Consider the following 24,504-nt stretch of genomic DNA (forward strand, 5'->3'; position numbering starts at 1 on the left):
AAAAAAGGCGTCCGGGGGCGCCGGACGCCTTTTCCTGCTTGCCTGCTGTCCCGCCTCACTGCCCCAAGGCGTGCCTTAAGTCCTCATCCGGGGTGGAGATCCCACCCAGGTCGTAGTTCTGCACCAGGAAGTCGAGCACTGCCGGTGAGACGTAGGCAGGGAGCGTGGGGCCGAGCCGGATCCCCTTTATACCCAGATGCAGCAGGGTAAGAAGGATCACGTGCGCCTTCTGCTCGTACCAGGAGAGGATCATGGAGAGCGGAAGGTCGTTCACCTCGCACTGGAAGGCGTCCGCCAGCGCCACGGCGATGCGGATCGCGGAGTAGGCGTCGTTGCACTGCCCGACGTCGAGCAGGCGGGGGATGCCGCCGATATCGCCGAACTCGAGCCGGTTGAAGCGGTTCTTGCCGCAGGCTAGCGTCAGGATCACGCAGTCCTTGGGCACCTTCTCGGCCAGTTCCGTAAAGTAGTTTCTCCCCGCCTTCGCCCCGTCGCAGCCGCCGATCAGGAAGAAGCGCTTCACCAAGCCGTTTTTTACCGCGTCCACCACGGTGCCCGCCACCTTGAACACCGCCTCGTGCCCGAACCCTACGAGGATCTCCTGCCCCGGGTTTTCCGGGAGATCGGGGAGCGAGAGGGCCTTGTCGATAACCGGGGTGAAATCGTCCCCTTCGAGGTGCGGGATGCCGGGCCAGGCGACCTCGCCCCAGGTGAAGAGACGGTCGGTGTAGGAGGGGTCCGGTTTCTGGATGCAGTTGGTGTTGAAGACGATGGCACCCTTGAAGTCGGGGAGTTCACGCACCTGGTTCTGCCAGGCGGTGCCGAAGTGTCCGGCGAAATGCGGGTACTTCCTAAGGCCCGGATAGCCGTTGGCGGGGAGCATCTCGCCGTGGGTGTAGACGTAGATCCCCTTCCCCTCGCTCTGCTTCAGGATCTCCTCCAGCATGGGCAGGTCGTGCCCCGAGACGACGATCCCCTTCCCGCCGCGCGTCCCGAGGTTCACCTTCATCGGCTCGGGAGCCTGGAAGTTTTCGGCGTGGCCGTCGTAGAGCAGTTCCATGGTGCGCAGGTTCCACTTGCCGCACTCAAGGGAGAGGTTGACGAACTCCTCGAGGGTCGCCGCGCCGTTCGTCGTCGCGGCGAGGGAGCGGTGGATGAATTCGTAGATGCCATCGTCCTCCTTGCCCATCTCCGCCGCGTGCCATGCAAAGGCCCCCATGCCCAACAGCCCGTAGATGAGGATCTCGATGGTGGAGAGGATATTCGGGTCCTGGTGCCAGGTCAGGATGCCGTGTTGCTTCCCCTGGTCGATGAGAGCCTGGGTCCCCGCTGCGGGCTGCCACAGGGCCGCCTCCTCTGTCAGCTGCGGCGCTTCCCCCCCCTTCTGCTGCCGGTAGGTCTGTTCGTAGAGGGATTTCGCCTTCTCCTTCATCTGGTAGCACTTCTGCAGGCGCCGGGCGATGTCTTCGGGGTCGAAGTTCACGTTGGTGACCCTGGTGAAGAGTCCGTCCAGCATGAAGCGATCCACCTCCTGGTCCTTCGCCCCCAGCTCCCTCGCCCCGCTCGCGTAGAGTGCCACTCCCTGCAGCCCGTGGATCATCAGGTCCAGCAGGGCCGAAACCTGCGGGTCCTTGCCGCAGTTTCCCATCACGTCGCACCCCACCCCGCGGGCCGCCTGCTCACATTGCCGACAAAACATCGCGCTAGCCATTTACGCCTCCCTTGAAAGATTGGAATTTTCCAACCACAGAGTTTCCCAGAAGCGTTTCTTTTTTCAACCACAAAAAGGCAAGGGAGCAAAGATCAGGCGCAAAAGTACGAGGAGTACGATCGGCAAGGGGTGAGGCATGCAGGGGCAGGTGCAGGGTCTGGCGTGAATTCAGTGAGGCTGAGACGGTGCGAGGAGGTCGGCCAATACCGCCGATACCTCCGAGGCGCGGTAGGGTTTCGCCATGGTCGCCTTGAAGCCGAAGGCGGCGTAATCGGACATGATCGGATCGTTGGAGTAGCCGCTTGATACGATGAGGCAGGCGTCCTTGTCGATCTCCAGGATGAGCCCGGCCGCCTCCGTCCCCCCCATTCCACCCGGAATGGTCAGATCCATGATCACCGCATCGAAGGGTGCGGCGTCCTCCATGGCGGCGGCGTACAGTTCCACCGCCTCGCTGCCGTTGCAGCAGGTAGTGACCGTGCATCCCAAAGCAGCGAGGATCTCGGCCATGAGATCGCGGATCATCTGCTCGTCATCCATCACGAGGACCTTGCGTGCCGCGTGCTTTACCGCGGCCGTCTGCTCCTGTGCCGGTTCAGTCTTCGCCGCGGCCTCCGTCCTGGCGGCCGGGAGCAGTATCTCCAGGGTTGTTCCCTGGTCCGGCTGCGAGTGCACCGTTATGTAACCGCCATGCCTCGTAATGACCGAGTGTGCCGAGGAGAGCCCCAACCCCTTCCCTCCCGTCTTCGTGGTGAAATACGGGTCGAAGATCCTCCTCTGGTCCTCGGCGGAGATGCCGCATCCGGTGTCGGTGAACAGGAGCTTGACGTAAGCCCCCGCTGGCAGGGCGAAACGGTTCTCATCGACCAGGGAGATGTTCATGGCGCTCACGGTGAAGGTCCCTCCCCGCGGCATCGCCTGCACCGCGTTGATCGCGATGTTGTTGAAGACCTGGTGCATCTGCCCCTCGTCGACCTCTATCAGGTGCAGGTTGCCCGGAATATCCAGGATGCTCAGCACGCTCGTCCCACGCAGCGCGAGCGACACCGCCTCCTCGATAAGGTGCCTTGCCGCAACGCACTTTTTGATCGGTTTCCCACCCTTGGCGAAGGTGAGGAGCTGAGTGGACAGTTCCGAGGCCCGCTGACACGCCTTCTCCGCCTGCTGGAGGAGCTTTTTCCCGCGCTCGGGCTCTCCCAGGGTCATCTGTGCCAGGGTGATGTTCCCCATGATGCCGGTCAGGATGTTGTTGAAGTCGTGGGCGATACCGCCTGCCAGCACCCCCAGCGATTCCAGCTTCTGCATCTTCAGGAGTTCCTGCTGCGACTTCTCCCGCTCCGTGATGTCGCTGTTGATCTCCATGATGCGCCACGGGCGGTTTTCCCTGTCGACCTGCAGCACCCATCTGCTGTTGACGATGATGCCGGTCCCCGCAGCGGTTGTGTGGGTGAGCCTTCCCTCCCAGCGCCCGTTGCTGCGCAGTTCCTCGTAGATCTCCTCCTGAGCTTTCGGGAAGCGGGTCGCCAAAAGCGGGTGGATCACCTTCCCGAGCGCCTCTTCCGGCGTATATCCGTAGATGGCCGCTGCTCCCTGGTTCCAGTACAGGATGGTTCCTTCCATATCGAGCAGAACGATGGCGTCGTGGGCAAGATCAAGCAGGTCGGACTTCTCCCGCAGCACGTCTTCCTTCTTCATCCGGTCCTGCAGCTCGAAGCAAAGCGCCTCGGCCATCTCGTCGAAGCAGAGCCCAAGCCTCCCGAGTTCCCCCCCTCCCGCCTCCTGTCCGACCCTGACCTCAAGGTCCCCGCCGGCCAGGGCGCGCGAGGCGTGCTCCAAAGCGCTGATCCGGTTCACGATGAGCCGTTTGCTGAGCCATATGTTGAGCCCTAACACGGAGACGAGGATCAGGAACATGACGCCCAGGTTGAGAATGAGTTCCCGGTTCGCCCCCTCGAGCATGATGTCGACCGGTGTCCCCCCCCTGATGTAGGCGTAGGGGGGAAGCTCCGGTCTGAGCCGGATCTTGCGGTAGGCGGAGAGGCGATGGATGCCGTCGTTTGAGACGATGTCGATGATCCCCGCCTCCGGGCCGTTTTTCATCTTTTCGAAGTGGTTGGTGCGGTCCGGCTTGCCGATGAACTTTTCCGGATCGATGGTGCGGTAGAGGAAGGTCCCTTTGTGGTCGAAGATGCCGAACGAGGTGCCTGCCGGCAGTTTGGCCGCCTCCAGCAGGTTCCCGATGTTTGCGAGGTCGATGCCGAAGAGGATGGCCCCGTCGAAGGCGCCGGTCTCGTCCTTGAGCGGGTAGGCGAAGTTGATGATGGGCTTTTTGCTGGCCCTCCCCACGGTGTACTCCCCGGGGGAGAAGCGGCCGCTGTCCCTTGCGTCCTTGAAGGCCTTCCTGTCCGCTAAGGAAACCGGTCTACCACTGGGGAGGGCGGTCGCCCAGGTCATCCCCTGGCGGTCCACGATCATGATGTTCGCGTACATCGGGAATTTTTTCTGCAGCCCCGCAAGCAGCTGGTCGACCGCGGCAGCATCTTTCCCGCGCACCTGCGGCATGAGGGAGAGGAGTTCCATCATCTGCTCTGCCGCCTCGACCTTGCTGTTCAGCTCGGAGGCGATGTTGTCCAGGAGGTAGGTGGTCGCACGGGTGGAAAGGCGCAGGTCGTCGGTGCGCCCCTGCAGGCCGGCATGGATGATCAGGGCAACCGAGGGAAGCGCCATGATCATCAACATGCACACAATCAGAAGATGAATCGGTAGTGATTTCAACCAATGCATTACAAGAATCCCACTGTCAGAGGGCACAAAGAGACTTCATTACTAGTATTAACGAACAAAAATAGTAATTGATCATGAGTTCGATGTCAAAATTACTTTTCGGGAACTTTCGAATGTTCAGTGTCGAATTGGAACTTAAGCCCGCAGCGTACCGCCCCAAGCCGGGGCAGAGTTGCCTAAGCCGGACCTGTGCCTATACTTGGCGTGACCCGCTACGGCACGGCCGCCAAGGGAGGTATCGCATGCACCGCATCGCACGGAGCGCGCTGCTAACCGTCATCATACTCTCGGGATTCACCGCGAACGGACATGCACTGACCGGGCTCAACCAGTGCGGTCCCGGCACCGCCCCGCCACTCGGGGTGCGCTGCAGCCGAAACCAACTGCTGTTAGGGTACCGAAACGCAGCGGGGGCATGCCTCTGGGTCTGCTGCACGCCCAACAGCGACGGCGTGACGTACGACTGCTCAGGCAACCCCACCCCTTCCGACTACAAGATGGACCTCGGAAAAGTCCAGCCCCGCCCCTGGAAGAGCATCTTCACCGTCCCACCGGTTTTTGAAAATGAAGAGTGAGCTTCAGCTAAAATCGACGCTGTAACATCCACATATAGGTCTGTATCTTCATGGTTCATCCGTGATAAAATTTTCTTGTAGCAGAAGCAAAAAGGCACGTAAACAAGCACCATGAACGGCGTAAGCCCGGAGGTGGATCATGAGATCCAGTACAAAAGACACAACAAAGGGTGCCTTGCACGAAGCAAAGGGTAAAGTAAAGGAAAGTATCGGCAGCGCCTTCCGGAACGTTTCCCTGGAAGCCGAAGGCAAGGGCGAAAAGGTAGCAGGTAAAGTGCAGAAAAACATCGGCAAGGCCGAAAAGAACATAGAGGATGATCTGGACGTGGAAAGAAGCCGTAAAGGCAGGATCTAAGGTTTCTTATTCAAGTCGTGACTAAGAAAAGGGGACGCCGGGCGGCGCCCCCTTTTTTTGTGTGAGCCATTACCGGTTCCCGTTGCCGTCGACACCACTTTGCGTCGCTTTACGGGTGAAGCGTTCATTAACCGTTAAAGAAAACCGCACACGGCGTCGATAAATCATCAACTGCGGTTTTGCCTCCACCACTCGGTCAACGTACAGCGAACCCCAACCGGAGCGGCCATTTGTACGACAAGGTAAAAATACTGGTAGTTGACGACGAGGAGATGAACAGGGAATTGCTAGTCGCCCTGTTTGAAGACCTCGGACAGATTGTCACGGTTGCCAACGGCAGGCTTGCCCTGCGGGAGATCGAGAAGAGTCCGGACTTCGACCTGGTGCTTCTCGATCTGCACATGCCGGAGATGGATGGATTCGAGACGCTTCGGGTCCTGAAGAAGCACCTCTCATGGCGCGAGATCCCGGTCATCATCGTCACGACGGGTAGGGACGATGTTAAAGAGACCCTCGCCATTGGCGCGAACGACTTCGTCGCAAAGCCCTACGACTGTGAAGAGCTGCGGCTGCGCGCGATCACCCAGCTAAAGAGCAAGAAGCTCCAGGACCTCTACAAGGACCTGGGCGGGCACCTCGAGGCGGAAGTGCTGCGCAAAACGGCAGACCTCAGGAAGGCACTCGCCATAGCGCAGGAGGCGGAATACGAGATCACCCTGAGGCTTGGGCGGGCAGCCGAATTCCGCGACATGGAAACCGGGTTGCACACAAGGCGCATCAGCGAGATGTCGGAACTTCTGGCGCAATTAGCCGGCCTGAGCCATGCGGATTGCGAGCTTTTGCGTTACGCCTCCCCGCTGCACGACGTCGGCAAGGTTGGTATCCCGGACCGCATCCTGCTAAAACCGGGGAAGCTCACCCGGGAAGAGATGGACATCATGCGCCTGCACACGGTGATCGGGGGTAGGATCCTGAGCAACGCGAAAAGCTACCCCTCCCTGGAGATGGGACACATCATCGCCCTGCAGCACCACGAGAAATGGGACGGCACCGGGTACCCGAACGGCATCGCGGCGGAGGCGATCCACATCTTCGCCCGGATAGTATCCATAGTCGACGTCTACGACGCCCTTTCCTCCGAACGCCCTTACAAGCCGCCGTTCTCAAGAGAGAAAACGCTCGAGATCATGAGCGATGGAAAGGGAACCTTTTTCGACCCCGTGCTGCTCGATCACTTCATCGACCACATCGACGCCTTTGCCGCTATCAGGGAGAACCTGAAGGATCAGGACCCGGAGCCGGACAGCGAACTCGGCGCGCTGGCCCTTCTCGCCTGAGGGGTGTACCTTGCCCCGATGTAGGAGTGGGTGAAGAGAATTGACGGAGCGTTAGCCGGGGAGAGGGGTTCCGCAGTAGGGGCAGGCGGTGCAGGAGGCGTCGACGTAGCGCCGGCAGGGTTCGAAAACGCACTGTTTCGGCTGCCTCGCCGCTGGTGCTACGGGTGCTACGGGCGCTACGGCGGTAACGGGGACGACATGGGCCGGCTCGCTCTGAGCGGCCTCTTTGAGGGGGATGCACTCCAGCGCTTCTTCCATCTGGAGCCTGCGTTTCTCGACGTTTTTCGCTTTCTTCAACTTGCCGTTTTTCGACATGCTTCACTTCCAAAGAGCGGGCAGAAAAAAGGGGTTACCCGACCGGGTAGCCCCTTTGCCGTATGCGGTTGTAGAATTTCGGGACTCGGAGCTATATCAAACCCCTGAGCCGAATGCAAGCGTTACGTCGGGAGTCGGACGGTTGGTCACTGCAGCAGACTGCAGAGCGTTATCAGCCGCCCGTTGATGTGACCGGTCCGCTATGCTGCGCCGCCCCCTGAAAGAACTTGCGCCCGCCGCCGGGCTGATAATGCACCACCGCGCGGCGCTCCCCATGACTCGTCCCCCCCCTGCTTCCGGACCGTGAGTCATTTAGCTGGTGTGGCATGCCACGAAAGTGTTGCAAGCAAGCTGTGGCATGCCACAGTTTCTCCTAAATCATTAAAAAGCCGTCCTGCCGTTACCCCACCTCGCACACCCTACTTTTTTTCTCTACGAAGCCTGTCATTACAACGAGTTGCCGCTCCAGCTCGCCTATGTGGCCTGTTATTTTTGCCGCCGCCGTAAACATGGGAGCGCATTTTGTAAACATTCCAGCAAACACCGCGTGACCATCCATGAAGCCAAGCGACAGCAACCGGTCGTCCAACCAAGGAGGAAAGGCCATGACTACCCAATACGAATTCACCAGCAACGATTTCCACCGTGTCCGCGCCATGTTCCGCTCCAGCACCGGTGTCATGCTCGGTCATCACACGAGAGACCTGGTGTATAACCGCATGTCGCAGCGCGTCGACGCAACCTACTCCCGTGATTTTTCCCAATACCTGGACCGGGTGCTGATCGGCGACGGCAACGAGTTGGGCGAGTTCACCAGGGCGCTTGCCGCGCAGCCGGGCTCTTTCTTCAAGGCACAGCATCAGTTTGCCGCGTTGAGGGAGCACCTGAAAGGGCTGCATATCCCGGGAGCCCTGCTCTGGAGCTGTGCCGCCGCGACCGGTGAAGAAGCGTACTCGATGGCCATGACCGCGCACGATGCGCTAAACGGCGATGTCCGTTCGGTAAAGATCCTCGCCACAGACATAGATCTTTCCGCCCTGGCCTTTGCCGAAGCCGGCAACTACCCGGCGGAGCGCCTGCGCAACGTCCCGCTGACCTTCAGGCAGAAATACTTCACCCGTCTTGCCTGCCGTGAAGAGGTTTACCAGATAGCCCCGGAAATCCGGCGCATGGTCACCTTCCTTCCCTGCAACCTCGCGTCCGCGGAGTGGGTCCTGAAGGGGAAGTACGACGCCGTCTTCTGCCGGGAGGTGTTCGATCACTTCGATCCCGGGACCCAGCAGGCCCTGGTGGCGCGGATGGCCGGGATGTTGAAGTCGGGCGGGCTCTTGTGCTTCGGAGACGCGGAACCCCATCTCGAGGACCGGCGTTTTGAAGGGAGAGGCGGCAAGGTGTACGCGCTGAAACCGACCTTCGGCTTATTGAAATAGAAAGAAGAGTCTTCCCGGAGGCGGCCCTCCGTCTCCGGGATCATGATGTGACTACTATCAACCCACCTTGCCGTGCGGGCGTCTGAGTCCCGTACTGCAATCGATCAAGTTACCCCGCTCCACACGTCTCCCTGATGATGGAGCCGTCGCGCACCTCGAAGATCCGGTCGAACCCCTCCACCATGCGGTGATCATGGGTCACCACGAGAATGGCGGAATGATTCTCCACCGCCAGGGACTTCAGCAGCGCCATGACGTTCTTCCCGTTCTCGGTATCGAGCGCGGCGGTCGGTTCGTCCGCGAGGATGACCCTGGGCTTGTTCGCCAGGGCTCTCGCGATGGCGACACGCTGGGCCTCGCCGCCTGAGAGCGCCATCGGATAACTGCCGAGACGCTGCCCGAGGTTCAGCGACTTCAAAAGCTGCTCCGCCCTACCCTTTGCTTCGCCGCTCGGGAAATTGTTGATCTCAAGCGCCACCATGACGTTTTCCAGCGCGGTCAAGAAAGGAATCAGGTTGTGCGCCTGAAAGATGAAACCGAGCTTTTCCCGGCGCATGCGCTTCAGGTCCAGCCCGGGCACCCAGCCGCCGTCGGCGACGGTCACCCCGTCGACGATGATCCTTCCGTGCGTCGGCTCATTAATGAGGCCGATGGCGGTCAAAAGGGTGGTCTTTCCCGACCCGGAAGGCCCGAGGATCGCCACAAGCTCCCCGGGACGGACCTGAAACGAGGCATGGGAGATGGCGGTAACGGCGGTATCGCCCTTGCCGTAGATCTTCGTAACGTTGTCCACTTCGATAGCGTACATGTTCACCCACCCAGCGCTTCCGCAGGCTCGACCTTGAGCGCCTTGCGGATGCCGACGAAACTGGAAACCGTGCAGATAACCACGACGATGGCAAACAACACCTGCAGGTCGAACGCCTCAAGGACGATGCGCCGCGGGAATTTTTCATAAGTAAGGGAGATCAGAGCGTAGCCGACCGCGTAGGCGATCACGCCCATGAGAAGCGACTGCTGCAGGATCATCCCTACGATGACCCGGTTCTGCGATCCGATCAGTTTCAAGGTCGCGATGACCCTGATCTTGTCGAGGGTCGAGGTGTAGATTATGAGCGAGATGATGACTGCCGAGATCACCAGCAGGATGACGCGGAAAAGTCCCAGCTGCATCCGGGCCTTTTCGATCATCCCCTTGGTGAGGATCTTGGTCTGCCCCTCCTCGGAGATGGCGCGGTAGTGATTCCAGCGCTCTATCCGCTGTTGCACCTCGTGCAGGCCTGCCCCCGGAGCGAGCCGGGCAACCACGGTGTTCACCGTATGGGTGGATTCGGTGAGATCGCTTACGTTCTTCTTGAGGAATTGCGCCTGGGACTGGGTCAGGTTCTCAAGCCTGTCCAGATCTGCCGCAACGCGTTCCCTGTTGTTCCTTATGGCGTCGTTGTCCTTTTTGAACTGGATCTCTTGGGCGTCGGCGAGGCTCACGTAGGCCGCCGGGTCGCCGCTTGAGGAGACGACCTTGCCGGTGATGCCCACCACGGTGTATTCATGGAGCCCCAGGCGGATCTTCTCGCCGAGCGCCATCTTCATCGCCTTGGCGACCACCATCTCGTAATGCTTCTGACGGATGTTGCGCCCGGCAAGGATCGCGGGTGGGCCGCCGATGCCGCCCAGATCGTAGCCGATCAGGAAAAAGCGGAAAGGGTTCCCGGCGCGTTCGATCTGGATGGTCTGAAAGGAAAGCGGCGAGGCCTCCGCCACGCCGGGGACGGACTTGATGCGGTACTTGATGTCCTCGGGGATGCGGGAGCTCTCTGCAAACGGACCGTTCGTGTCCTTCTGCACCACCCAGAGGTCGGCCTTGGTGCAATGGAGCACGGCGAGGGCATCGGCGAAGAGGCCGCGGTAAATCCCTCCCATGCTCATCACGACGCCAAGCAGCAAGCCCAGTCCGATCGAGGTAAGTATGAAACGTCCCCGGTGAAACCGTATGTCCCGTATCGCCAGGTTCATTGCGGTGTCACCTTCCGCCCGTCGGCGAACTGCGCCATCTCAGCAGGAGGCGCCAGGGCGATCAGATCGCGCCCGTCGAGCCCCGATAAGATTTCGGAGAATCCTTTGCGGTCCTCGATGCCCACCTTGACCGGTTTGAAGACGAGCCTGCCGTTGGCTATCACCCATACGCCACGCTGTTGTTCCCTGGAGACCAGGGCCGCGGAAGGGAGCGATACCGCCCCCTTCTTGCTCCCCGTGACGATGTAGACCTCGGATTGCTCGCCGAGCCGAAAGTTCCGCCGCGCTTCGCAGAATGCCACGTCTACCTCGAGCTCTTCGGTCACGCGGTCGCTTTCACGCCCAAGGCGCGCCACCTTCCCCTCACAGGGTTGGCCTGCGCTGGAGCGGAGCGTTATGATGGCGCTGTTGCCGACGGCTATACCCTTCAGCAGCGCTTCGTCCACATTCGCCTTCACCCAGACGGTCCCGGGATCGGCCATGGTGAAGATGGCCATTCCCGGGGTCACCGTTGATCCTTTCTCGAGGTCCCTGGTGATGATGACGCCGTCCTGCGGAGCGTAGATCATGGTGTCACCCACTTTGCTCCTGGCGAATCCCAGACCCGCCCGGTTTACCGACTGCTCCATCCGCGCCGATTCGAGAGCCGCGGCGCTGCGGGCCACTTCCTCCCTGGCAACGAGGAAGGCGTTTTCGTACTGTTCGGCCTCGAGCCTGGAAACCAGGTTCTTTTCGGCCAGCGCCTTGTAACGCTGGGCGTTCTTTTCCGCGAGGACCAGATTTGCCTTCGCCTTCTTAAGCGTTGCCTGCTCCGCATCCAGGTTGGCGGCCGCCCTTTGAACGCCCGCCTCGGACTGATTCCGCTGCTGCACGAAGTCGCCGTCCTCAAGCCTCGCCAGCAGTTGCCCGCGCCGGACATGGCTACCCTGATCGACGAAAACTTCGACGATCCGGCCGGTAATCTTGCTGGAAACGGGGATGACGACCTTGGCCTCGACCGTACCGTTGCCGTAGACCTCTTCCGTCAGATCACGCCTTTCAAGTTTCACGGCATGCACCTTCCGAGGGGCGAGCAGCGTCAGTTTCAGCAGCACCACCGCTGCGGCCAGGAAGCCGGCCCAGAGAAGGTACTTTTTCCTCGCGGCCAGTGTTTTCATCAGCGCCATATACCACTCCTTCTCGAAATTCGTCTCAGTCTTTACCTACCGCCCTGTCCATACGCGCAAGGGCGATCTGATAATCGTAAAGGGCCTGGATCTGCGCCGTCCTCGCCTCGAGTGCCTGCGATTGCGCGTCGGTCACCTCGATGATGTTCCCGACCCCTTCCTGATATCTACCTTCAGCCAATGCCTTGCTCTCATCGGCCGCGGCAACCTCTTTTTCCGTCGATACCATGCGGGCACCGGCCTCCCTTACCCCGAGCCAGGCCGCTTCCACCTCCTTGGCGACCTGCAGCCGTTCGCCTTCCTGCTGTGCCGCGACGGCGCTTCTAAGCGCTACAGCCTCCTTGACCTGCTCCACGGTGGCGAATCCGGATAAGAGCGGGACGGTCAGGTTTACGCCGACGCCCCACACGTTGCCGGAGGGGGGAAGGTCCCGATCCGCATAGCCGAAACTTGCCGTCGCAGAGAGAACGGGAAGAAATCCGCTTTTCGCCGTTTTGAGGGATGCCTGGGCGGAGTTTTCCAGCGCACCCAGGCGCTTCAGCTCGGGACGGTTGGCAAGGGCATCCATTTGCGCCGCCGCCAGTTCAGGCGCCTCAGCCGGTGCAACCTGCGGAGCGACGAGTTTACGCTCTCCCAGGGAAGCAATCCCAAGGGCGTTGGCGAGCTCGACCCTGGCCAAGTCGCGGTTGTTTTGCGCTCGTATCAGGGAGGTCCTCGCCGCGTAGAGATTGGCTTCGGCCCGCGCCACATCCACCTTGGCCTTGAGCCCCTCTTTGAAAAATTCCTGTGCCTGCCTGAAGACCGCCTCTCGCGCGAGAACCGTTTCGTTCACCGCGTCGACCTGTTTTCCCGCGGCGAGCAGCAGGTAAAAACCGTTTCTGACTCGGAATAAGACGTCCTGTCGCGTCACGGCAAGCGCATCGAGTGCCGCGGAGCGATTCCACCCGGCGGCCTCGACCGCGCCCGCCGTCCTGCCGAAATCGTAGATGGTCTGGCCGGCGGAAAGCGCTGCGGTGGTCACGTCCGACTCGAGGGTGCTTTGCTTAACCGGGAAATAGGACCGCCCCTTGCTCCAGTCCGAAGAGATCCTCACCTGGGGGTAATAGCCGGCAAATGCCTGACCGGATCGTGCCTCGGCACCGGCAAGGTTTGCCTTCGCTTCAAGGATCTGCGGGTGGTTTTTCAGCGCGGTGGCTACCGCCACATCCAGGGAGAGCGGTTCTTCGGCATGGGCCTGTGCCGTGAAAAGCACCGCCATGACTACTTGAAGGGAGAGTGCTTTGAAACGCCTGCGTGGAGTGCGGCAGGCACTTGTTACCGATACTGGAAAATCGAGGTGCATCCGGGCTGCCTTCCTTTTCCTACAGGTATTTGGTCAGCGACGATATCGCCTGGCATGGAGGTGGGGAGCTACGCGGCGTCAAAAGACATGCGGATATTCTGATATCAGCAAGTAAGGGAAGATTCAACAGAAATTTGTCCGCTCTCACTCATAAAAAGCATAAACGAGCGTAACGGCGATTAAAAAAAACCGATTAGTCGTGGGGATCAACGATCCAGGGAGCGCATCGCGATGTCGACCAGGCGTTTGAACTCCGCGACTTCCGCCTCGGACATGTCGCCGGTCATCAAGTCCACCACTTCGTCGCTTTTTCTTTGCAGCAATTCAACGGTCGGAAGGGTCTTCTCGCTCAGAAAGATCTTTGACTGCCGCCGGTCCTGATCGCATGCCACGCGGTAGATGAGCCCGTCACGCTCCATGCGGCTCAGCGTGTTCGCCATGGTGGGCTGCTCGACCTGGATGTTCTTGCACAGCTCGGCCTGCGTCTGTCCCCCTTCGTCGTCCAGACAGCAAAGCACCGGGAGCTGCCCCTGCGTGACGCCATGCGGCTTCGTCTGCTCGTTGACCTTCGCCATGAGCATCCTCGCCAGCCGGTTGATCTTGTAACAGAGATTCTTATCCACTGCAGTCATTCTCCTTCACCCCGATCGTCGTGAAAGCAGCGCCTTGAGAGCACCTGCCCGTTCAAAAGGTGGCTGGGATACGGCCTAAAACAGGTCCTGCGCCTCTTCTAACATGTTGCCGAACCTTTTCAAAGCTGATTTATGAATACATCTGCCAGTGCATCAACGCTGCGGGTCTTTCGACCCCACACAGACGTTGCCTCGGCAAAGCCCCTGCTGCCATCCCAAACTGCAGAAGCGCCCCCGGCCCATACCGGAAGCGCTTCTGAATGTCACATGTTTGAATTTCTCACGCGCAGCCGTGAATAGCCTGCAGGATGTTCTTCGAATGAGTCGGATGGACATGCACCGTAGCGCCGACCTGCAGCAGGGTCAGACGGTTTTCCACCGCGAGTGCCATCTCGTGAATCATTTCCGTGGCCGCCTCTCCGATGATGACCGCACCGGCGATCTCGGAGGTCTCCTCTTTGACGAACAGCTTCACGAAGGCAGGGGCGACCTTGTCCACCACCGAGCGACCGTTTGGTACCTGCGGGAACGTGTAGGCCTTCACCCCGGCCCCTTCGCACGATGCCCCAACGGCAGCCACTTCGGGATGAGTGAAGGCGACCCGGGGCACTGCCTGCTGGTTCAGGGTGCTACGCCCCCCCTCCAGCAGGTTCTGAACCAACAGTTGTGCTTCCTTTTCCGCGGCATGGGCCAAGGTCAGTCCTCCGGCCACATCGCCGACGGCGTAGACACCCCGGACGTCGGTCTCCATCAGCTCGTCGACCTTGATGGCACCCGCTTCCGTCCGCACTCCGGCAACTTCAAGGTTCAGTCCCTCGATATTGGCGCTGCGCCCGATGGCTACCAGTACTTTGTCGATGGCGTCGATCACCTCGCCGTTTTTAAATGCCACGCTGACCTTGCCGTCGGCAACGGTGATCCGCTCTATGGACGTGCCGGTCTGCACCTTTATCCCCTGAGCTTCAAAGGCAGCCTGCAGAGCCTTGCCGGCCTCAACATCCTCCCTTGGCAGCAGCGATTCCATCGCCTCGGCGATGATGACTTCACTGCCGAATGTGTTGTACAGAGTGGCGAACTCGCACCCGATTGCACCACCTCCAACGATAAGGAGCTTCTCCGGCAGTTCCGTGTTGACCAGCATCTGGTCGCTGGAGAGGATGTGCTTTCCGTCGAAGGGAGCGGCGGAGAGTTCCCGAGGTCTGGAGCCGGTGGCGATGATGATCGTCTCACCGCGAAGCATTTCCCTGGTGCCGTCGTTGCGATTTACGGCGATCACGCGGTCCGATTCGAAAGAGCCCTTGCCGCGAAAACAGGTTATCCCGGCCTGGTCGAGCATCCCCTGCACCGCGCCGCGCAACATGCCGAGATCCCCGTCGGTGACCGCACGCACTTTTCCCAGATCGACCGCACCCACATGCAGTTCCAGGCCGTACTTCGCAGCATCCTTGGCATATCGGTAAGCGGTAGCGGCCTTCAACAGAGACTTGGTCGGCATGCAGCCGCGGTTCAGACAGGTGCCGCCGAAAGATTCCGGTTCCTCCTGAATCAGCGCAACACTTTTGCCCGCCTTGCTCAACGTGATTCCCGCGTTTATGCCGCCGGGCCCTCCGCCGATAATGACAACATCAAAGTCTTGCACGCATCCTCCCTTTTGGTTCGTTCTGGTTGCCTTCCGATCCGGACGGCCGAAATACATAGCGGGCTATAGAAATATATAGCCAGCTATATTTTGTCAAGCAGAAACCGATCATCCGTCATTTCCCCACCTTACCGGCGATCCGCGAAGACAGTAACGACGGAGGAAGATAGAACCAGACCCATTCGCCTTGACATAGGGCTGGTGCGTGTAAGACTAAAGCGGTTGCGCAGCCGGGGTCACGGAGCAAGTCCAAGGGGATCTGAGCCGCCTGCTCTTTTTCACGCGTCATATAGCTTTGACAAACTCCCCTAACGCACTCATATCGACTTGACCGACCGCGATTCTGTCCGCGCCTTCACCTCCTCACACTTACCCGACCCGCATTGAAAACAGCCAGAGCATTCGTAACACCGGGCACATCCGACAGCGAACCACACACTTTCACACTTCCCACCTCCTTTGTGCCCATTCTCGTCCGGATGCCACCCGTCTCGGCACGCATCATCTTCCGGCGCCAACTGGCGCTCCACCATCTCAAAAAAAGGAGGTCGTCATGGCAACAGGAAACGACATCGTCAACCTGGCAAGCCAGCACATCGGCGAGCGCTACCTTTTGGGGACGGCGGTCCCGAAAGACAACGCATCATGGGTCGGTCCGTGGGACTGCGCGGAATTCGCCTCATGGTGCATCTACCAAGTGAGCCAACAGTTGTACGGCTGCGAAAACGGAGAGTGCTGCCCGCCATCGCAGGCCGACGCCTACACAGGATACTGGGGACGGGACGTGAGGTGTCTCGGCACGGAGATCCCGTTGCAACAGGCGGCAGCGACCCCGGGAGCCTTCGTGCTGCGTAACCCCGGCCGCAAATGCGGCCATATCGTGATCTCCGACGGTACGGGAGGCACCATCGAAGCGCACTCCACCGCCCGCGGGGTGATCTGTGACACCTTGAGCGGCCGCAGATGGGACACTGGAATCCTGGTGCCATGGATCCAGTACTCCCCGCTGGCGCAAACGCCGGTACTCGCAAATCCGGGTACCATCTACCGGGTTAAAAAACCGATGCAATCCGGCGCCATCGTACTGGAGATACAGAAAGCGCTTCAAAACCAGGGGATTAATCCCGGCATACTGGACGGAGTCTACGGTTGTCACACCGCCGCTGCGGTGCAGGCCTTCCAGATCTCCCGGGGGCTTGTGGTGGACGGCGAGGTGGGACCTGTCACGGCTGCGGCACTGGGAATAACTCTGGGGCGCAACGCCCGAGGAGGGAGACAATGACGAAGGGAAAAAGCAGGTTCCTTCCAAAGACCGGAATGCCGCTTTTTGCAATTCCGGACCCCATCGACTTCAGGGACTTGATGTATCTCCCCACCCTGGTTGAGGTGCAGAGGGAACGACCGGTAGAGGACTATCTATCCCTCGGCATCCCGGTGCTGGACCAGAAAGAGACCCCCAGCTGTACCGGTTTCGCGCTGGCCACCGTCGTTCACACCTTGGTGAAGCATCGCGACAAGAAGCTCCACGGCCAGGTTAGCCCGCAAATGCTGTACGAGATGGCCCAGCGCTACGACGAGTGGCCTGGTGAGAAATACGACGGTTCAAGCGCGCGCGGCGCCATCAAGGGGTGGCACAAGCATGGGGTCTGCAAAAGTGAACTGTGGCATGGGAAACTGACCCCCGAGGTATCCCTGGATGCCCTGTCGCTCCCGCTGGGGGCATACTACCGGGTGAACCACAAGGATCTGGTCGCCCTTCACGCGGCGATCACCGAAGTCGGCATCCTCTACGCGACGACACTCGTCCATTCCGGCTGGGACGAAGTGGATAAAACCGGGATCATCACATGCAGCGAGGAGATCCACGGGGCACACGCCATAGCGATCGTAGGTTACGACACCAAAGGCTTCTGGTTCCAGAACAGCTGGGGGACCAAGTGGGGGAAAAACGGCCTTGCCCATATCTCATACGACGACTGGCTCGCCAACGCTAAGGATACATGGGTCTGCCGCCTGGGTGTCCCGATGGATATAGAACTAAGCACGTCAACGGCGACCCTCCATTCGGCAGCCGTACCGCGTTCCAACGCCGCGTCTTTGCACGACCTGCGCCGCCACATCGTCAGCATCGGCAACAACGGGCGACTCAAGACAACCGGTGACTACGGCACCTCGCCAAGCGACGTCGACAACATGGTGGCGGAGTGCAAGGAGACCCTTTCCGAGTGGCAGAATCAGGGGAAAACGAGGCGGGTGCTCCTCTACGCGCACGGCGGGCTCGTGGACGAAGCGACAGCGGTACAGGTCCTGGCGGATTTTCTTCCCGTCTTCATGGCAGCAGGCGTCTACCCGATCTCTTTCATATGGCATAGCGACTTCTGGACCACGCTGAAGAACATGCTATCGGACGCAACATGCCGCCGCCGTCCCGAAGGTTTCATTGACAGTGCCAAGGATTTCATGCTGGACCGGCTTGATGATGCCTTGGAGCCTCTGGCCCGCGTGCTGGGAGGAAAGGCCCAGTGGTGCGAGATGAAGGAAAACGCGGTGCTGGCGACGGCCGGTACCGACGATGCCGGGGTGGCAGTAGGTGGCGCACGCTACCTGGCGGACCGCTTGGAGAAGGAACTCGGCGGCGGAGTTGAATATCATCTGATCGGCCACAGCGCGGGCAGCATCTTCCATGCCCCCCTGGTCCAATACCTTGCGACCAAGGGTGTGATCAGCTCCGGGCCGATGGCCCGGCAAAAAGGCCTCGGAGTCCCCATCAAGAGCTGCACCCTTTGGGCGCCGGCCTGCGACGTACGGCTCTTCAAAGAGAGCTACCTGCCGCTGATAGGGAATCAGATAGAAAAATTCAGCAGCTTCATACTCAACGATGAAGCGGAGGAAGACGACAACTGCGCCCACATCTACAACAAGTCCCTTCTATACCTCGTATCCGACGCCTTTGAAGAGGAGGCTCGCATACCGTTTGTCAGCGACGGCTGGCCAATTTTCGGTATGAACAAGTTCATCAAAAAAGACGCGGAACTCAGCGCCCTTTTCAAATCCGGCAAGGCCGAGCTGGTTCTCGCCCCCAACACCGAGCCTGCCCCGGTAAGGCGATCCAACGCAAGGCATCACGGCGATTTCGACAACGACAAAGCTACCATCACAGCGACCTTGCAGCGTATAACGGGCGTGGAACGAGGAGTATGCGAGTTCGCCCCCCGGAAGCCCTCAGCGGCACTCAGAGACATCCGCCGCAACTTGCAGAGGTAAGCACATCTCAACGAAAGGGAGGAAAGGACATGGCTAAAGGACTTGCTCTATGTATCGGCCTCAACGCAGTTGATCCTCAACATTACAGCGGTTGGTCCGGACACCTAATGGCCTGCGAAGCGGACGCACAGGACATGACCCAGATCGCGAAGTCACAGGACTTCACCGCAACCACCATTCTCACCAGAGAGGCGACCCTGGGAACGGTCAAAAGGAGAATCGAGGAAGCCGCCGCGAGTCTGCGCGGTGGAGACACCTTCATGCTGACCTACTCCGGCCACGGCGGTCAGCTTCCAGACCTGAACCACGACGAACCCGACGGCCTGGACGAAACCTGGTGCCTGTTCGACGGAGAGTTGGTGGACGATCAAATGTACGCGCTGCTCGGGGCCTTCCAGGAACATGTGCGAATCATCGTACTCTCCGACAGTTGTCACAGCGGCACAGTGGTAAAGCAGGCCTACTACCACGGCACCGCCGATGCCCGAAAATCGGCCATGGGTGATCTGCCCCGCTACCGCTGCATGCCACCGGAAGCGATCCTGGCAACGTACAGGAAAAACAAGGCGTTCTACGACCCCATCCTCAGGGAACGTAAACTGATCAAGCGCCAGGAATCGGTAAAGGCATCCGTCCTGCTCATTTCCGGTTGCCAGGACAACCAGCTTTCCCAAGATGGCAACTTCAACGGCCTTTTCACCTCGCACCTGCTAAGGGTCTGGGATGAGGGGAGCTTCGACGGAGGGTACCGTAAGTTCCACAAACAGATCCTGCGCCAGATGCCACCGGACCAGACTCCCAAGTACTTCCGCGTAGGCATTCAGGATGCCGCTTTCGAGAAGTCGAAACCCTTCAGCATCTGACCGTCGGCACGAGCCGCCGTCGAACTGGCATTTAAAGAAGATGGGGTTACCGGATCGGTAACCCCTTTTTTTTAAGTCGCGGCTTTAAGTCGATGATCAAGCCGAGTTTCATGCCCGCCCTTTTCTACTTGCGCAGAATTGTTGGTTGGTAGTACGCTCGATTGCGCTCTTAGTCCTGAGGTTGCATGCCTCGTTTGGAAAGCAGAGACAGCTTTTGCTCTACCCTCCGGAGGACCGGTTCCCTTTGATTTGTTTGCAGTACGAAAAAACACACATTTTCGCTCTCGCCCTCGCGCGACGCGTCTTGCCGGTCCTTCTTCTGCCGGCCCTGCTACTGCTCGTGCCGTGCTACGCATGGGCCGCGGCGGGCGGGACCATCGTCGTCGGCGGCGACCACAACTATCCCCCTTATGAATTCATCGACAAGGACGGCCACCCCGCCGGTTTCAACGTCGACCTGACCCGCGCCATCGCCGAGGTGATGGGGATGACGGTGGAGATCCGCCTGGGGCGCTGGGAGGAGATGCGCCGGGCACTGCAGACGGGCGAGGTGGATATCCTCCAGGGGATGGTCCAGGCGGAGGTGCGCGCCAAGGATTACGAGTTTTCGCCCCCCCACTCCATCATCAACCAATCGGTGTTCGCCCGCCGCGGCACGAAACCGGTACGGGACCTGAACGACTTGAAGGGGAAGGACGTCCTCGTGCAAAACGGCGGCATGATGCACGACTACCTCCTGGAAAAGAACATCGGCGCGAGGATCGTACCGGTCGACACCCACGTGGACGCACTTCGCCAGTTAGCCGCGGGGAAGCACGACTACGCCCTGGTCGGGAACCTTCCCGGGCTGTACCTAAGCCGCGAGTTCGGCCTCTCCAATATCGTCCCGGTGGGGAGGCTCTTCGCCGGTCAGCCGTATGCCTATGCGGTCAAAAGGGGTAACGACCAGATCCTTTCGCAGTTCAGCGAAGGGCTTGCCATCCTGAAAAACACCGGGCGCTACGAGAAGATCCACGACAAGTGGCTCGGCGCGCTGGAGCCAAGCCCCGTCTCCTGGCGCAAGATCGTCACATACGCCGCCATCACGGCGCTGCCGCTTTTGCTTTTATTGAGCGCCATAGGTTACATAAACCGCACGCTGAAAAAGGAGATCGCACACCGCACCCGCGAGATGCAGTTGCAGCAGCAGCAACTGATCCAGGCGGACAAGATGGCCTCGCTCGGCATCCTCGTATCCGGGATAGCGCACGAGATCAACAATCCGACGGGGCTTTTGCTCTACAACCTCCCGGTACTGAAGAAGATCTTCCGTTCGGCCGAAGAGCACCTGGAGGAAAGGTTTAGGGAGGAAGGGGATTTCATGATCGGCGGGCTGCGCTACTCGCAGTTTCGCGAGGACATCCCGCTGCTCATCGACGAGATGCAGGACGGGGCGACGCGGATCAAGCGTATCGTGGAGGACCTGAAGGACTTCGCCCGCAAGGACACCTCCGAGATGGACCAGTCGGTGCTCTTAAACGACGTAGTCAGGGCGGCGCTAAGGCTCGTGGACAACTCGATCCGCAAGACCACCGGCAACGTCGTCACCAATCTCGCCGACGGACTTCCGGCGGTCCGCGGCAACGCCCAGCGCATCGAACAGGTGGTGGTGAACCTCATTCTCAACGCCTGCCAGGCGCTCCCCGATCCGGCGAAGGGGATCTTCCTCACCACCGGTTATGATCCCGAACGCAAAGAGGTCCTTTTGCTGGTCCGTGACGAGGGAGTCGGCATCCCCAGGGAAGACCTCTCCCGCATCGCCGATCCGTTCTTCACCACAAAACGTGAGACGGGAGGAACCGGGCTCGGCCTCTCGGTGTCGGCGTCCATCATCAAGGAGCACGAGGGGACCATGACTTTCGAATCGCGGCCGGACGAAGGGACCACGGTACGGGTGGCGCTTCCCGCCCTGCAAGGAGCATGAGCATGATCGAGTCACTCACCCCATCCTTCGAGATCCTTCTCGTAGATGACGAAGAAGCGTGGCTGCGCAGCATCAGCATGACGCTCGCCATGTCCGGAGGCATCAACAACGTGGTGCGCTGCTCGGATAGCAGGAAGGTCCTTGAGCTGCTCCGGTCACGCCCCATCGGCCTCGTGCTTCTCGACCTGAACATGCCGCATCTCTCCGGACAGGATCTCCTCCCCACCATCATCGAACAGCATCCTGACGTCCCGGTCATCGTGCTGAGCGGGCTGAACCAGGTCTCCGTCGCCGTGGAGTGCATGCAGAAGGGGGCGTTCGACTTCTTCGTGAAGACCGTGGAGGAGGAACGCCTGATTCAGGGGATCCACCGCGCCATCCGCATGATCGACCTGCAGCGCGAAAACTCGGAGATGAAGTCCCGGATCCTGAGCGACCGGTTGGAGTACGCCGACGCCTTCGCCGATATCCTCACGGCGGATCGCGCCATGCTCTCCATCTTCCGCTACATCGAGGCGGTGGCCGGGAGCAGCCAGCCGATCCTCATCACGGGAGAGAGCGGCGTGGGGAAGGAACTCGTCGCACGGGCGGTGCACAAGGTAAGCCGGCGCCCGGGGCAACTGGTCTCGGTTAACGTGGCGGGGCTCGACGACCAGATTTTCAGCGACACGCTCTTCGGCCACACAAGAGGTGCCTTCACCGGGGCTGAACTTCCTCGCAGCGGGATGATCGAACGGGCGGCGGACGGAACCCTGTTCCTCGACGAGATCGGGGACCTCGCCATCACCTCGCAGGTCAAACTGCTGCGTCTTTTGCAGGAAGGCGAATACTTCTCCCTCGGCAGCGACGTGCCGAAACGGATGAACGCGCGGGTGGTCGTGGCGACGCATCACGACCTGGCCGCCAAACAGGCCGCCGGCGAGTTCCGCAAGGACTTCTACTACCGTCTGTGCGGTCACCACATCCACATCCCGGCCTTGAGGGAGCGTCCGGACGACATCCCGCTTCTCTTCGACCACTTCCTGGACGAGGCGGCCCGGGAGCTCAACAAGAAAAAACCGACCGTCCCGAAGGAACTCCCCGTTTTGCTGACCAACTATTCCTTCCCGGGCAACGTGCGCGAGTTGCGTGCGCTGGTGTACGACGCGATGAGCCGCCACGAGGCGCACATGCTCTCCATGGAGACGTTCAAAAGGGTGCTGGGCAAAGACCAGAACCAGCCGGTGCGTATTGACGCGCAAGGACGACGGAGCGTTTTCGTCCCTACCGAACCGCTGCCGCCCCTGCACGAAGTAAGCGATCTTCTGGTTGCCGAAGCGATGCGCCGGGCTGAGGGGAACCAGTCCATCGCCTGCCGGCTCATCGGCATCTCGCAGCCGGCGCTGAGCAAACGCCTTAAAAAGACAGGAGATTCCTCACCGTAATCATCATCACCCAACGTGGTTTTACCCTCTCGCGCCGCAAACGCGGCCGCGAGGGAGCCGCGGCCACGCCCCCCACGAAAACCCCTATAACCTGCGCCCTTCCTATAACCTTCGAAAATCCGTTTTAAGCACCCGTAATCGCAAAGTAAATCAGCAAAGAAGGCAACCTTGCCTCGCACAGGTTATACCCCCCTGCACGCCTCCCACCGGCCCCTTGTTCCCCGGAACGCCCGCAATTACGGCAAATTACCTTTCAGACGCCATATTGGCAGTTCTCTTGCTATCAGTGGGGTACTGCAGGATCTAGAAAAGTATTTTATGCAAAGCTGTGACATGGGGACAAACAATGCAATTCAACCTGAAGGAGACCGCGGTATGAAAAAGAACAAACTGACCCTGTACATCATGGTGGCGATGATTCTCGGCATCGTCGTCGGCTACTTCTGTAACCTTTACGCGCCGGACGCCAAGGCCGCCAAAACCATTGCAGGGTATTTCGACATCATATCGGCGGTCTTTCTGCGTCTGATCAAGATGATCATCGCGCCGCTGGTCTTCGGGACCATCGTCTCCGGCATCGCAGGCAACGGCGACTCGAAAGCCATCGGACGGATCGGCGTGCGCGCCATGGGCTGGTTCCTGTGTGCCTCGGTGATCTCCCTCGTGCTGGGCATGACGTTCGTCAACCTGTTCCAGCCCGGCGTCGGCACGTCCCTCCCTGCCCCGGCCGCCGGAGCCACCACCAATCTCAACGTTGCCGCGCTCAACTTCAAGGATTTCGTCACCAACATCTTCCCCACCAGCTTCCTCGATGCCATGGCGAAGAACTCGATCCTGCAGATCCTGATCTTCTCGGTTTTCTTCGGATTCGCCATCGCTTCGTTCAAGGACGACGCCACGAAGACCGTCGTCGCCTTCGTAAAAGAGCTGGTTCACATCATGCTCAAGGTGACCGACTACGTCATGCGCTTCGCCCCGCTCGGTGTTTTCGCCGCAATGGCTTCCTGCATCACGGTGCAGGGGGTTGGCGTGCTCACCACCTACGGCAAGTTCATCGGGAGCTTCTACATCGGGCTCGTCGTGCTTTGGGCCGTGCTCATCGGGGCCGGCTACCTGTTCCTGCGCAACTCCACCTGGACGCTCCTGAAGCTCATCCGTGAGCCGATGATGATCGCCTTCTCCACCGCGAGCAGCGAGGCCGCCTATCCCCAGACCCTGGAATCCCTGGAGCGCTTCGGCGTGAAGGAAAAGGTTTCCGGTTTCGTGCTGCCGCTAGGCTACTCCTTCAACCTGGACGGTTCCATGATGTACCAGGCTTTCGCCGTCATCTTCATCGCCCAGGTCTACAACATCGAACTTTCCATTTCCAAGCAGATCGCCCTGCTCCTCGTGATGATGCTTACCAGCAAGGGGATGGCGGGTGTTGCGCGCGCCTCCCTGGTCGTTGTCGCCGCGACGCTTCCCATGTTCAACCTCCCCGAGGCGGGTCTTCTGCTCATCATGGGGATCGACCAGTTCCTCGACATGGGGCGCACCGCCACCAACGTTATCGGCAACAGCATCGCCACCGCCGTCGTCGCCAAGTGGGAGGGAGACCTCGCACCGGAGGCCGAGACGGAGGAGGCAGACGATATGGTCCTCGCCGCTGTGTCGGTGCAGGATTAGTAAAGACCGTGCTCGGGCCATCGGGA

19 protein-coding genes are annotated in these 24,504 nt (G+C 60.1%); 10 read left to right on the forward strand and 9 right to left on the reverse strand.

All coding sequences use genetic code 11. The features are described from left to right. Positions 1-55: 55 nt before the first annotated feature. Together hcp and D6Z24_RS10135 are read right to left on the reverse strand one after the other, a co-directional pair. The gene (gene hcp, locus D6Z24_RS10130) at positions 56-1,711 is read right to left on the reverse strand and encodes a hydroxylamine reductase (protein WP_129126462.1); all 1,656 of its coding nucleotides are present in this window, start codon (positions 1,709-1,711) and stop codon (positions 56-58) included. A 168-nt stretch (positions 1,712-1,879) separates the two neighbouring features. Further along, the gene (locus tag D6Z24_RS10135) at positions 1,880-4,450 is read right to left on the reverse strand and encodes a hybrid sensor histidine kinase/response regulator (protein WP_162605107.1); all 2,571 of its coding nucleotides are present in this window, start codon (positions 4,448-4,450) and stop codon (positions 1,880-1,882) included. 287 nt (positions 4,451-4,737) lie between these two features. On the opposite strand from D6Z24_RS10135, the gene D6Z24_RS10140 reads away from it, so the two are divergent. From D6Z24_RS10140 to D6Z24_RS10150, 3 genes are all read left to right on the forward strand, one after another. Then, positions 4,738-5,070: a hypothetical protein gene (locus D6Z24_RS10140; RefSeq protein ID WP_129126464.1), complete on the forward strand. Its 333-nt coding sequence runs from the start codon at positions 4,738-4,740 to the stop codon at positions 5,068-5,070. 139 nt (positions 5,071-5,209) lie between these two features. Continuing rightward, a complete protein-coding gene (locus D6Z24_RS10145; protein WP_129126465.1) occupies positions 5,210-5,425 on the forward strand; it encodes a CsbD family protein in 216 nt (71 codons plus the stop codon). Between the two features lie 230 nt (positions 5,426-5,655). Continuing rightward, the gene (locus tag D6Z24_RS10150) at positions 5,656-6,762 is read left to right on the forward strand and encodes an HD-GYP domain-containing protein (protein ID WP_129126466.1); all 1,107 of its coding nucleotides are present in this window, start codon (positions 5,656-5,658) and stop codon (positions 6,760-6,762) included. Positions 6,763-6,813: 51 nt separating this feature from the next. Here D6Z24_RS10150 and D6Z24_RS10155 read toward each other — a convergent pair whose 3' ends face one another. Then, the gene (locus D6Z24_RS10155; RefSeq protein ID WP_129126467.1) at positions 6,814-7,077 is read right to left on the reverse strand and encodes a hypothetical protein; all 264 of its coding nucleotides are present in this window, start codon (positions 7,075-7,077) and stop codon (positions 6,814-6,816) included. A gap of 605 nt (positions 7,078-7,682) precedes the next feature. Between D6Z24_RS10155 and D6Z24_RS10160 the strand changes: the two genes are divergently transcribed. After that, a complete protein-coding gene (locus tag D6Z24_RS10160; RefSeq protein WP_162605108.1) occupies positions 7,683-8,507 on the forward strand; it encodes a CheR family methyltransferase in 825 nt (274 codons plus the stop codon). 109 nt (positions 8,508-8,616) lie between these two features. Here the strand turns inward: D6Z24_RS10160 and D6Z24_RS10165 are convergent, their stop codons facing one another. From D6Z24_RS10165 to lpdA, 6 genes are all read right to left on the reverse strand, one after another. Next, a complete protein-coding gene (locus tag D6Z24_RS10165; protein ID WP_129126469.1) occupies positions 8,617-9,315 on the reverse strand; it encodes an ABC transporter ATP-binding protein in 699 nt (232 codons plus the stop codon). 2 nt (positions 9,316-9,317) lie between these two features. Beyond that, on the reverse strand, positions 9,318-10,520 hold the full coding sequence (locus D6Z24_RS10170) for an ABC transporter permease (RefSeq protein ID WP_129126470.1): 1,203 nt from the start codon (positions 10,518-10,520) through the stop codon (positions 9,318-9,320). Beyond that, a complete protein-coding gene (locus D6Z24_RS10175) occupies positions 10,517-11,686 on the reverse strand; it encodes an efflux RND transporter periplasmic adaptor subunit (RefSeq protein WP_129126471.1) in 1,170 nt (389 codons plus the stop codon). Before D6Z24_RS10175 ends, D6Z24_RS10170 begins: the two co-directional genes overlap by 4 nt. Before the next feature lie 25 nt (positions 11,687-11,711). Beyond that, positions 11,712-12,944: a TolC family protein gene (locus D6Z24_RS10180; protein ID WP_129126472.1), complete on the reverse strand. Its 1,233-nt coding sequence runs from the start codon at positions 12,942-12,944 to the stop codon at positions 11,712-11,714. A 290-nt stretch (positions 12,945-13,234) separates the two neighbouring features. After that, positions 13,235-13,651, reverse strand: coding sequence for a MarR family winged helix-turn-helix transcriptional regulator (locus D6Z24_RS10185; protein ID WP_129126473.1), 417 nt, complete (start codon positions 13,649-13,651; stop codon positions 13,235-13,237). A gap of 289 nt (positions 13,652-13,940) precedes the next feature. Next, positions 13,941-15,299, reverse strand: a complete 1,359-nt coding sequence (lpdA, locus tag D6Z24_RS10190; RefSeq protein WP_129126474.1) for a dihydrolipoyl dehydrogenase — start codon at positions 15,297-15,299, stop codon at positions 13,941-13,943. A gap of 553 nt (positions 15,300-15,852) precedes the next feature. Here lpdA and D6Z24_RS21640 point away from each other — a divergent pair. The 6 genes from D6Z24_RS21640 to D6Z24_RS10220 all read left to right on the forward strand — a co-directional run bounded on the left by D6Z24_RS21640 (position 15,853) and on the right by D6Z24_RS10220 (position 24,478). After that, complete coding sequence (locus D6Z24_RS21640) at positions 15,853-16,581, forward strand: peptidoglycan-binding domain-containing protein (protein WP_198419535.1); 729 nt, start codon at positions 15,853-15,855, stop codon at positions 16,579-16,581. Continuing rightward, positions 16,578-18,563, forward strand: coding sequence for a C1 family peptidase (locus D6Z24_RS10200; RefSeq protein ID WP_129126475.1), 1,986 nt, complete (start codon positions 16,578-16,580; stop codon positions 18,561-18,563). The genes D6Z24_RS21640 and D6Z24_RS10200 overlap by 4 nt, the downstream gene beginning before the upstream one ends. A 29-nt stretch (positions 18,564-18,592) precedes the next feature. Continuing rightward, positions 18,593-19,426, forward strand: coding sequence for a caspase family protein (locus tag D6Z24_RS10205; protein WP_129126476.1), 834 nt, complete (start codon positions 18,593-18,595; stop codon positions 19,424-19,426). A gap of 304 nt (positions 19,427-19,730) precedes the next feature. After that, positions 19,731-21,389, forward strand: coding sequence for a transporter substrate-binding domain-containing protein (locus D6Z24_RS10210; protein ID WP_129126477.1), 1,659 nt, complete (start codon positions 19,731-19,733; stop codon positions 21,387-21,389). Positions 21,390-21,391: 2 nt separating this feature from the next. Further along, on the forward strand, positions 21,392-22,813 hold the full coding sequence (locus tag D6Z24_RS10215) for a sigma-54-dependent transcriptional regulator (protein WP_129126478.1): 1,422 nt from the start codon (positions 21,392-21,394) through the stop codon (positions 22,811-22,813). 375 nt (positions 22,814-23,188) lie between these two features. After that, the gene (locus D6Z24_RS10220) at positions 23,189-24,478 is read left to right on the forward strand and encodes a dicarboxylate/amino acid:cation symporter (protein WP_129126479.1); all 1,290 of its coding nucleotides are present in this window, start codon (positions 23,189-23,191) and stop codon (positions 24,476-24,478) included. Positions 24,479-24,504 lie beyond the last annotated feature (26 nt).

This window comes from Geomonas oryzae (assembly GCF_004117875.1).
GTDB classification, from domain to species: Bacteria; Desulfobacterota; Desulfuromonadia; order Geobacterales; family Geobacteraceae; genus Geomonas; species Geomonas oryzae.

What these genes read in the sequence shown, in the direction of transcription:
- hcp (WP_129126462.1), bottom strand. Translation starts at nt 1,711, where the DNA reads ATGGCTAGCGCGATGTTTTGTCGGCAATGTGAGCAGGCGGCCCGCGGG.
- D6Z24_RS10135 (WP_162605107.1), bottom strand. Translation starts at nt 4,450, where the DNA reads ATGTTGATGATCATGGCGCTTCCCTCGGTTGCCCTGATCATCCATGCC.
- D6Z24_RS10140 (WP_129126464.1), top strand. Translation starts at nt 4,738, where the DNA reads ATGCACCGCATCGCACGGAGCGCGCTGCTAACCGTCATCATACTCTCG.
- D6Z24_RS10145 (WP_129126465.1), top strand. Translation starts at nt 5,210, where the DNA reads ATGAGATCCAGTACAAAAGACACAACAAAGGGTGCCTTGCACGAAGCA.
- D6Z24_RS10155 (WP_129126467.1), bottom strand. Translation starts at nt 7,077, where the DNA reads ATGTCGAAAAACGGCAAGTTGAAGAAAGCGAAAAACGTCGAGAAACGC.
- D6Z24_RS10160 (WP_162605108.1), top strand. Translation starts at nt 7,683, where the DNA reads ATGACTACCCAATACGAATTCACCAGCAACGATTTCCACCGTGTCCGC.
- D6Z24_RS10165 (WP_129126469.1), bottom strand. Translation starts at nt 9,315, where the DNA reads ATGTACGCTATCGAAGTGGACAACGTTACGAAGATCTACGGCAAGGGC.
- D6Z24_RS10170 (WP_129126470.1), bottom strand. Translation starts at nt 10,520, where the DNA reads ATGAACCTGGCGATACGGGACATACGGTTTCACCGGGGACGTTTCATA.
- D6Z24_RS10175 (WP_129126471.1), bottom strand. Translation starts at nt 11,686, where the DNA reads ATGGCGCTGATGAAAACACTGGCCGCGAGGAAAAAGTACCTTCTCTGG.
- D6Z24_RS10180 (WP_129126472.1), bottom strand. Translation starts at nt 12,944, where the DNA reads ATGGCGGTGCTTTTCACGGCACAGGCCCATGCCGAAGAACCGCTCTCC.
- D6Z24_RS21640 (WP_198419535.1), top strand. Translation starts at nt 15,853, where the DNA reads ATGGCAACAGGAAACGACATCGTCAACCTGGCAAGCCAGCACATCGGC.
- D6Z24_RS10200 (WP_129126475.1), top strand. Translation starts at nt 16,578, where the DNA reads ATGACGAAGGGAAAAAGCAGGTTCCTTCCAAAGACCGGAATGCCGCTT.
- D6Z24_RS10205 (WP_129126476.1), top strand. Translation starts at nt 18,593, where the DNA reads ATGGCTAAAGGACTTGCTCTATGTATCGGCCTCAACGCAGTTGATCCT.
- D6Z24_RS10215 (WP_129126478.1), top strand. Translation starts at nt 21,392, where the DNA reads ATGATCGAGTCACTCACCCCATCCTTCGAGATCCTTCTCGTAGATGAC.
- D6Z24_RS10220 (WP_129126479.1), top strand. Translation starts at nt 23,189, where the DNA reads ATGAAAAAGAACAAACTGACCCTGTACATCATGGTGGCGATGATTCTC.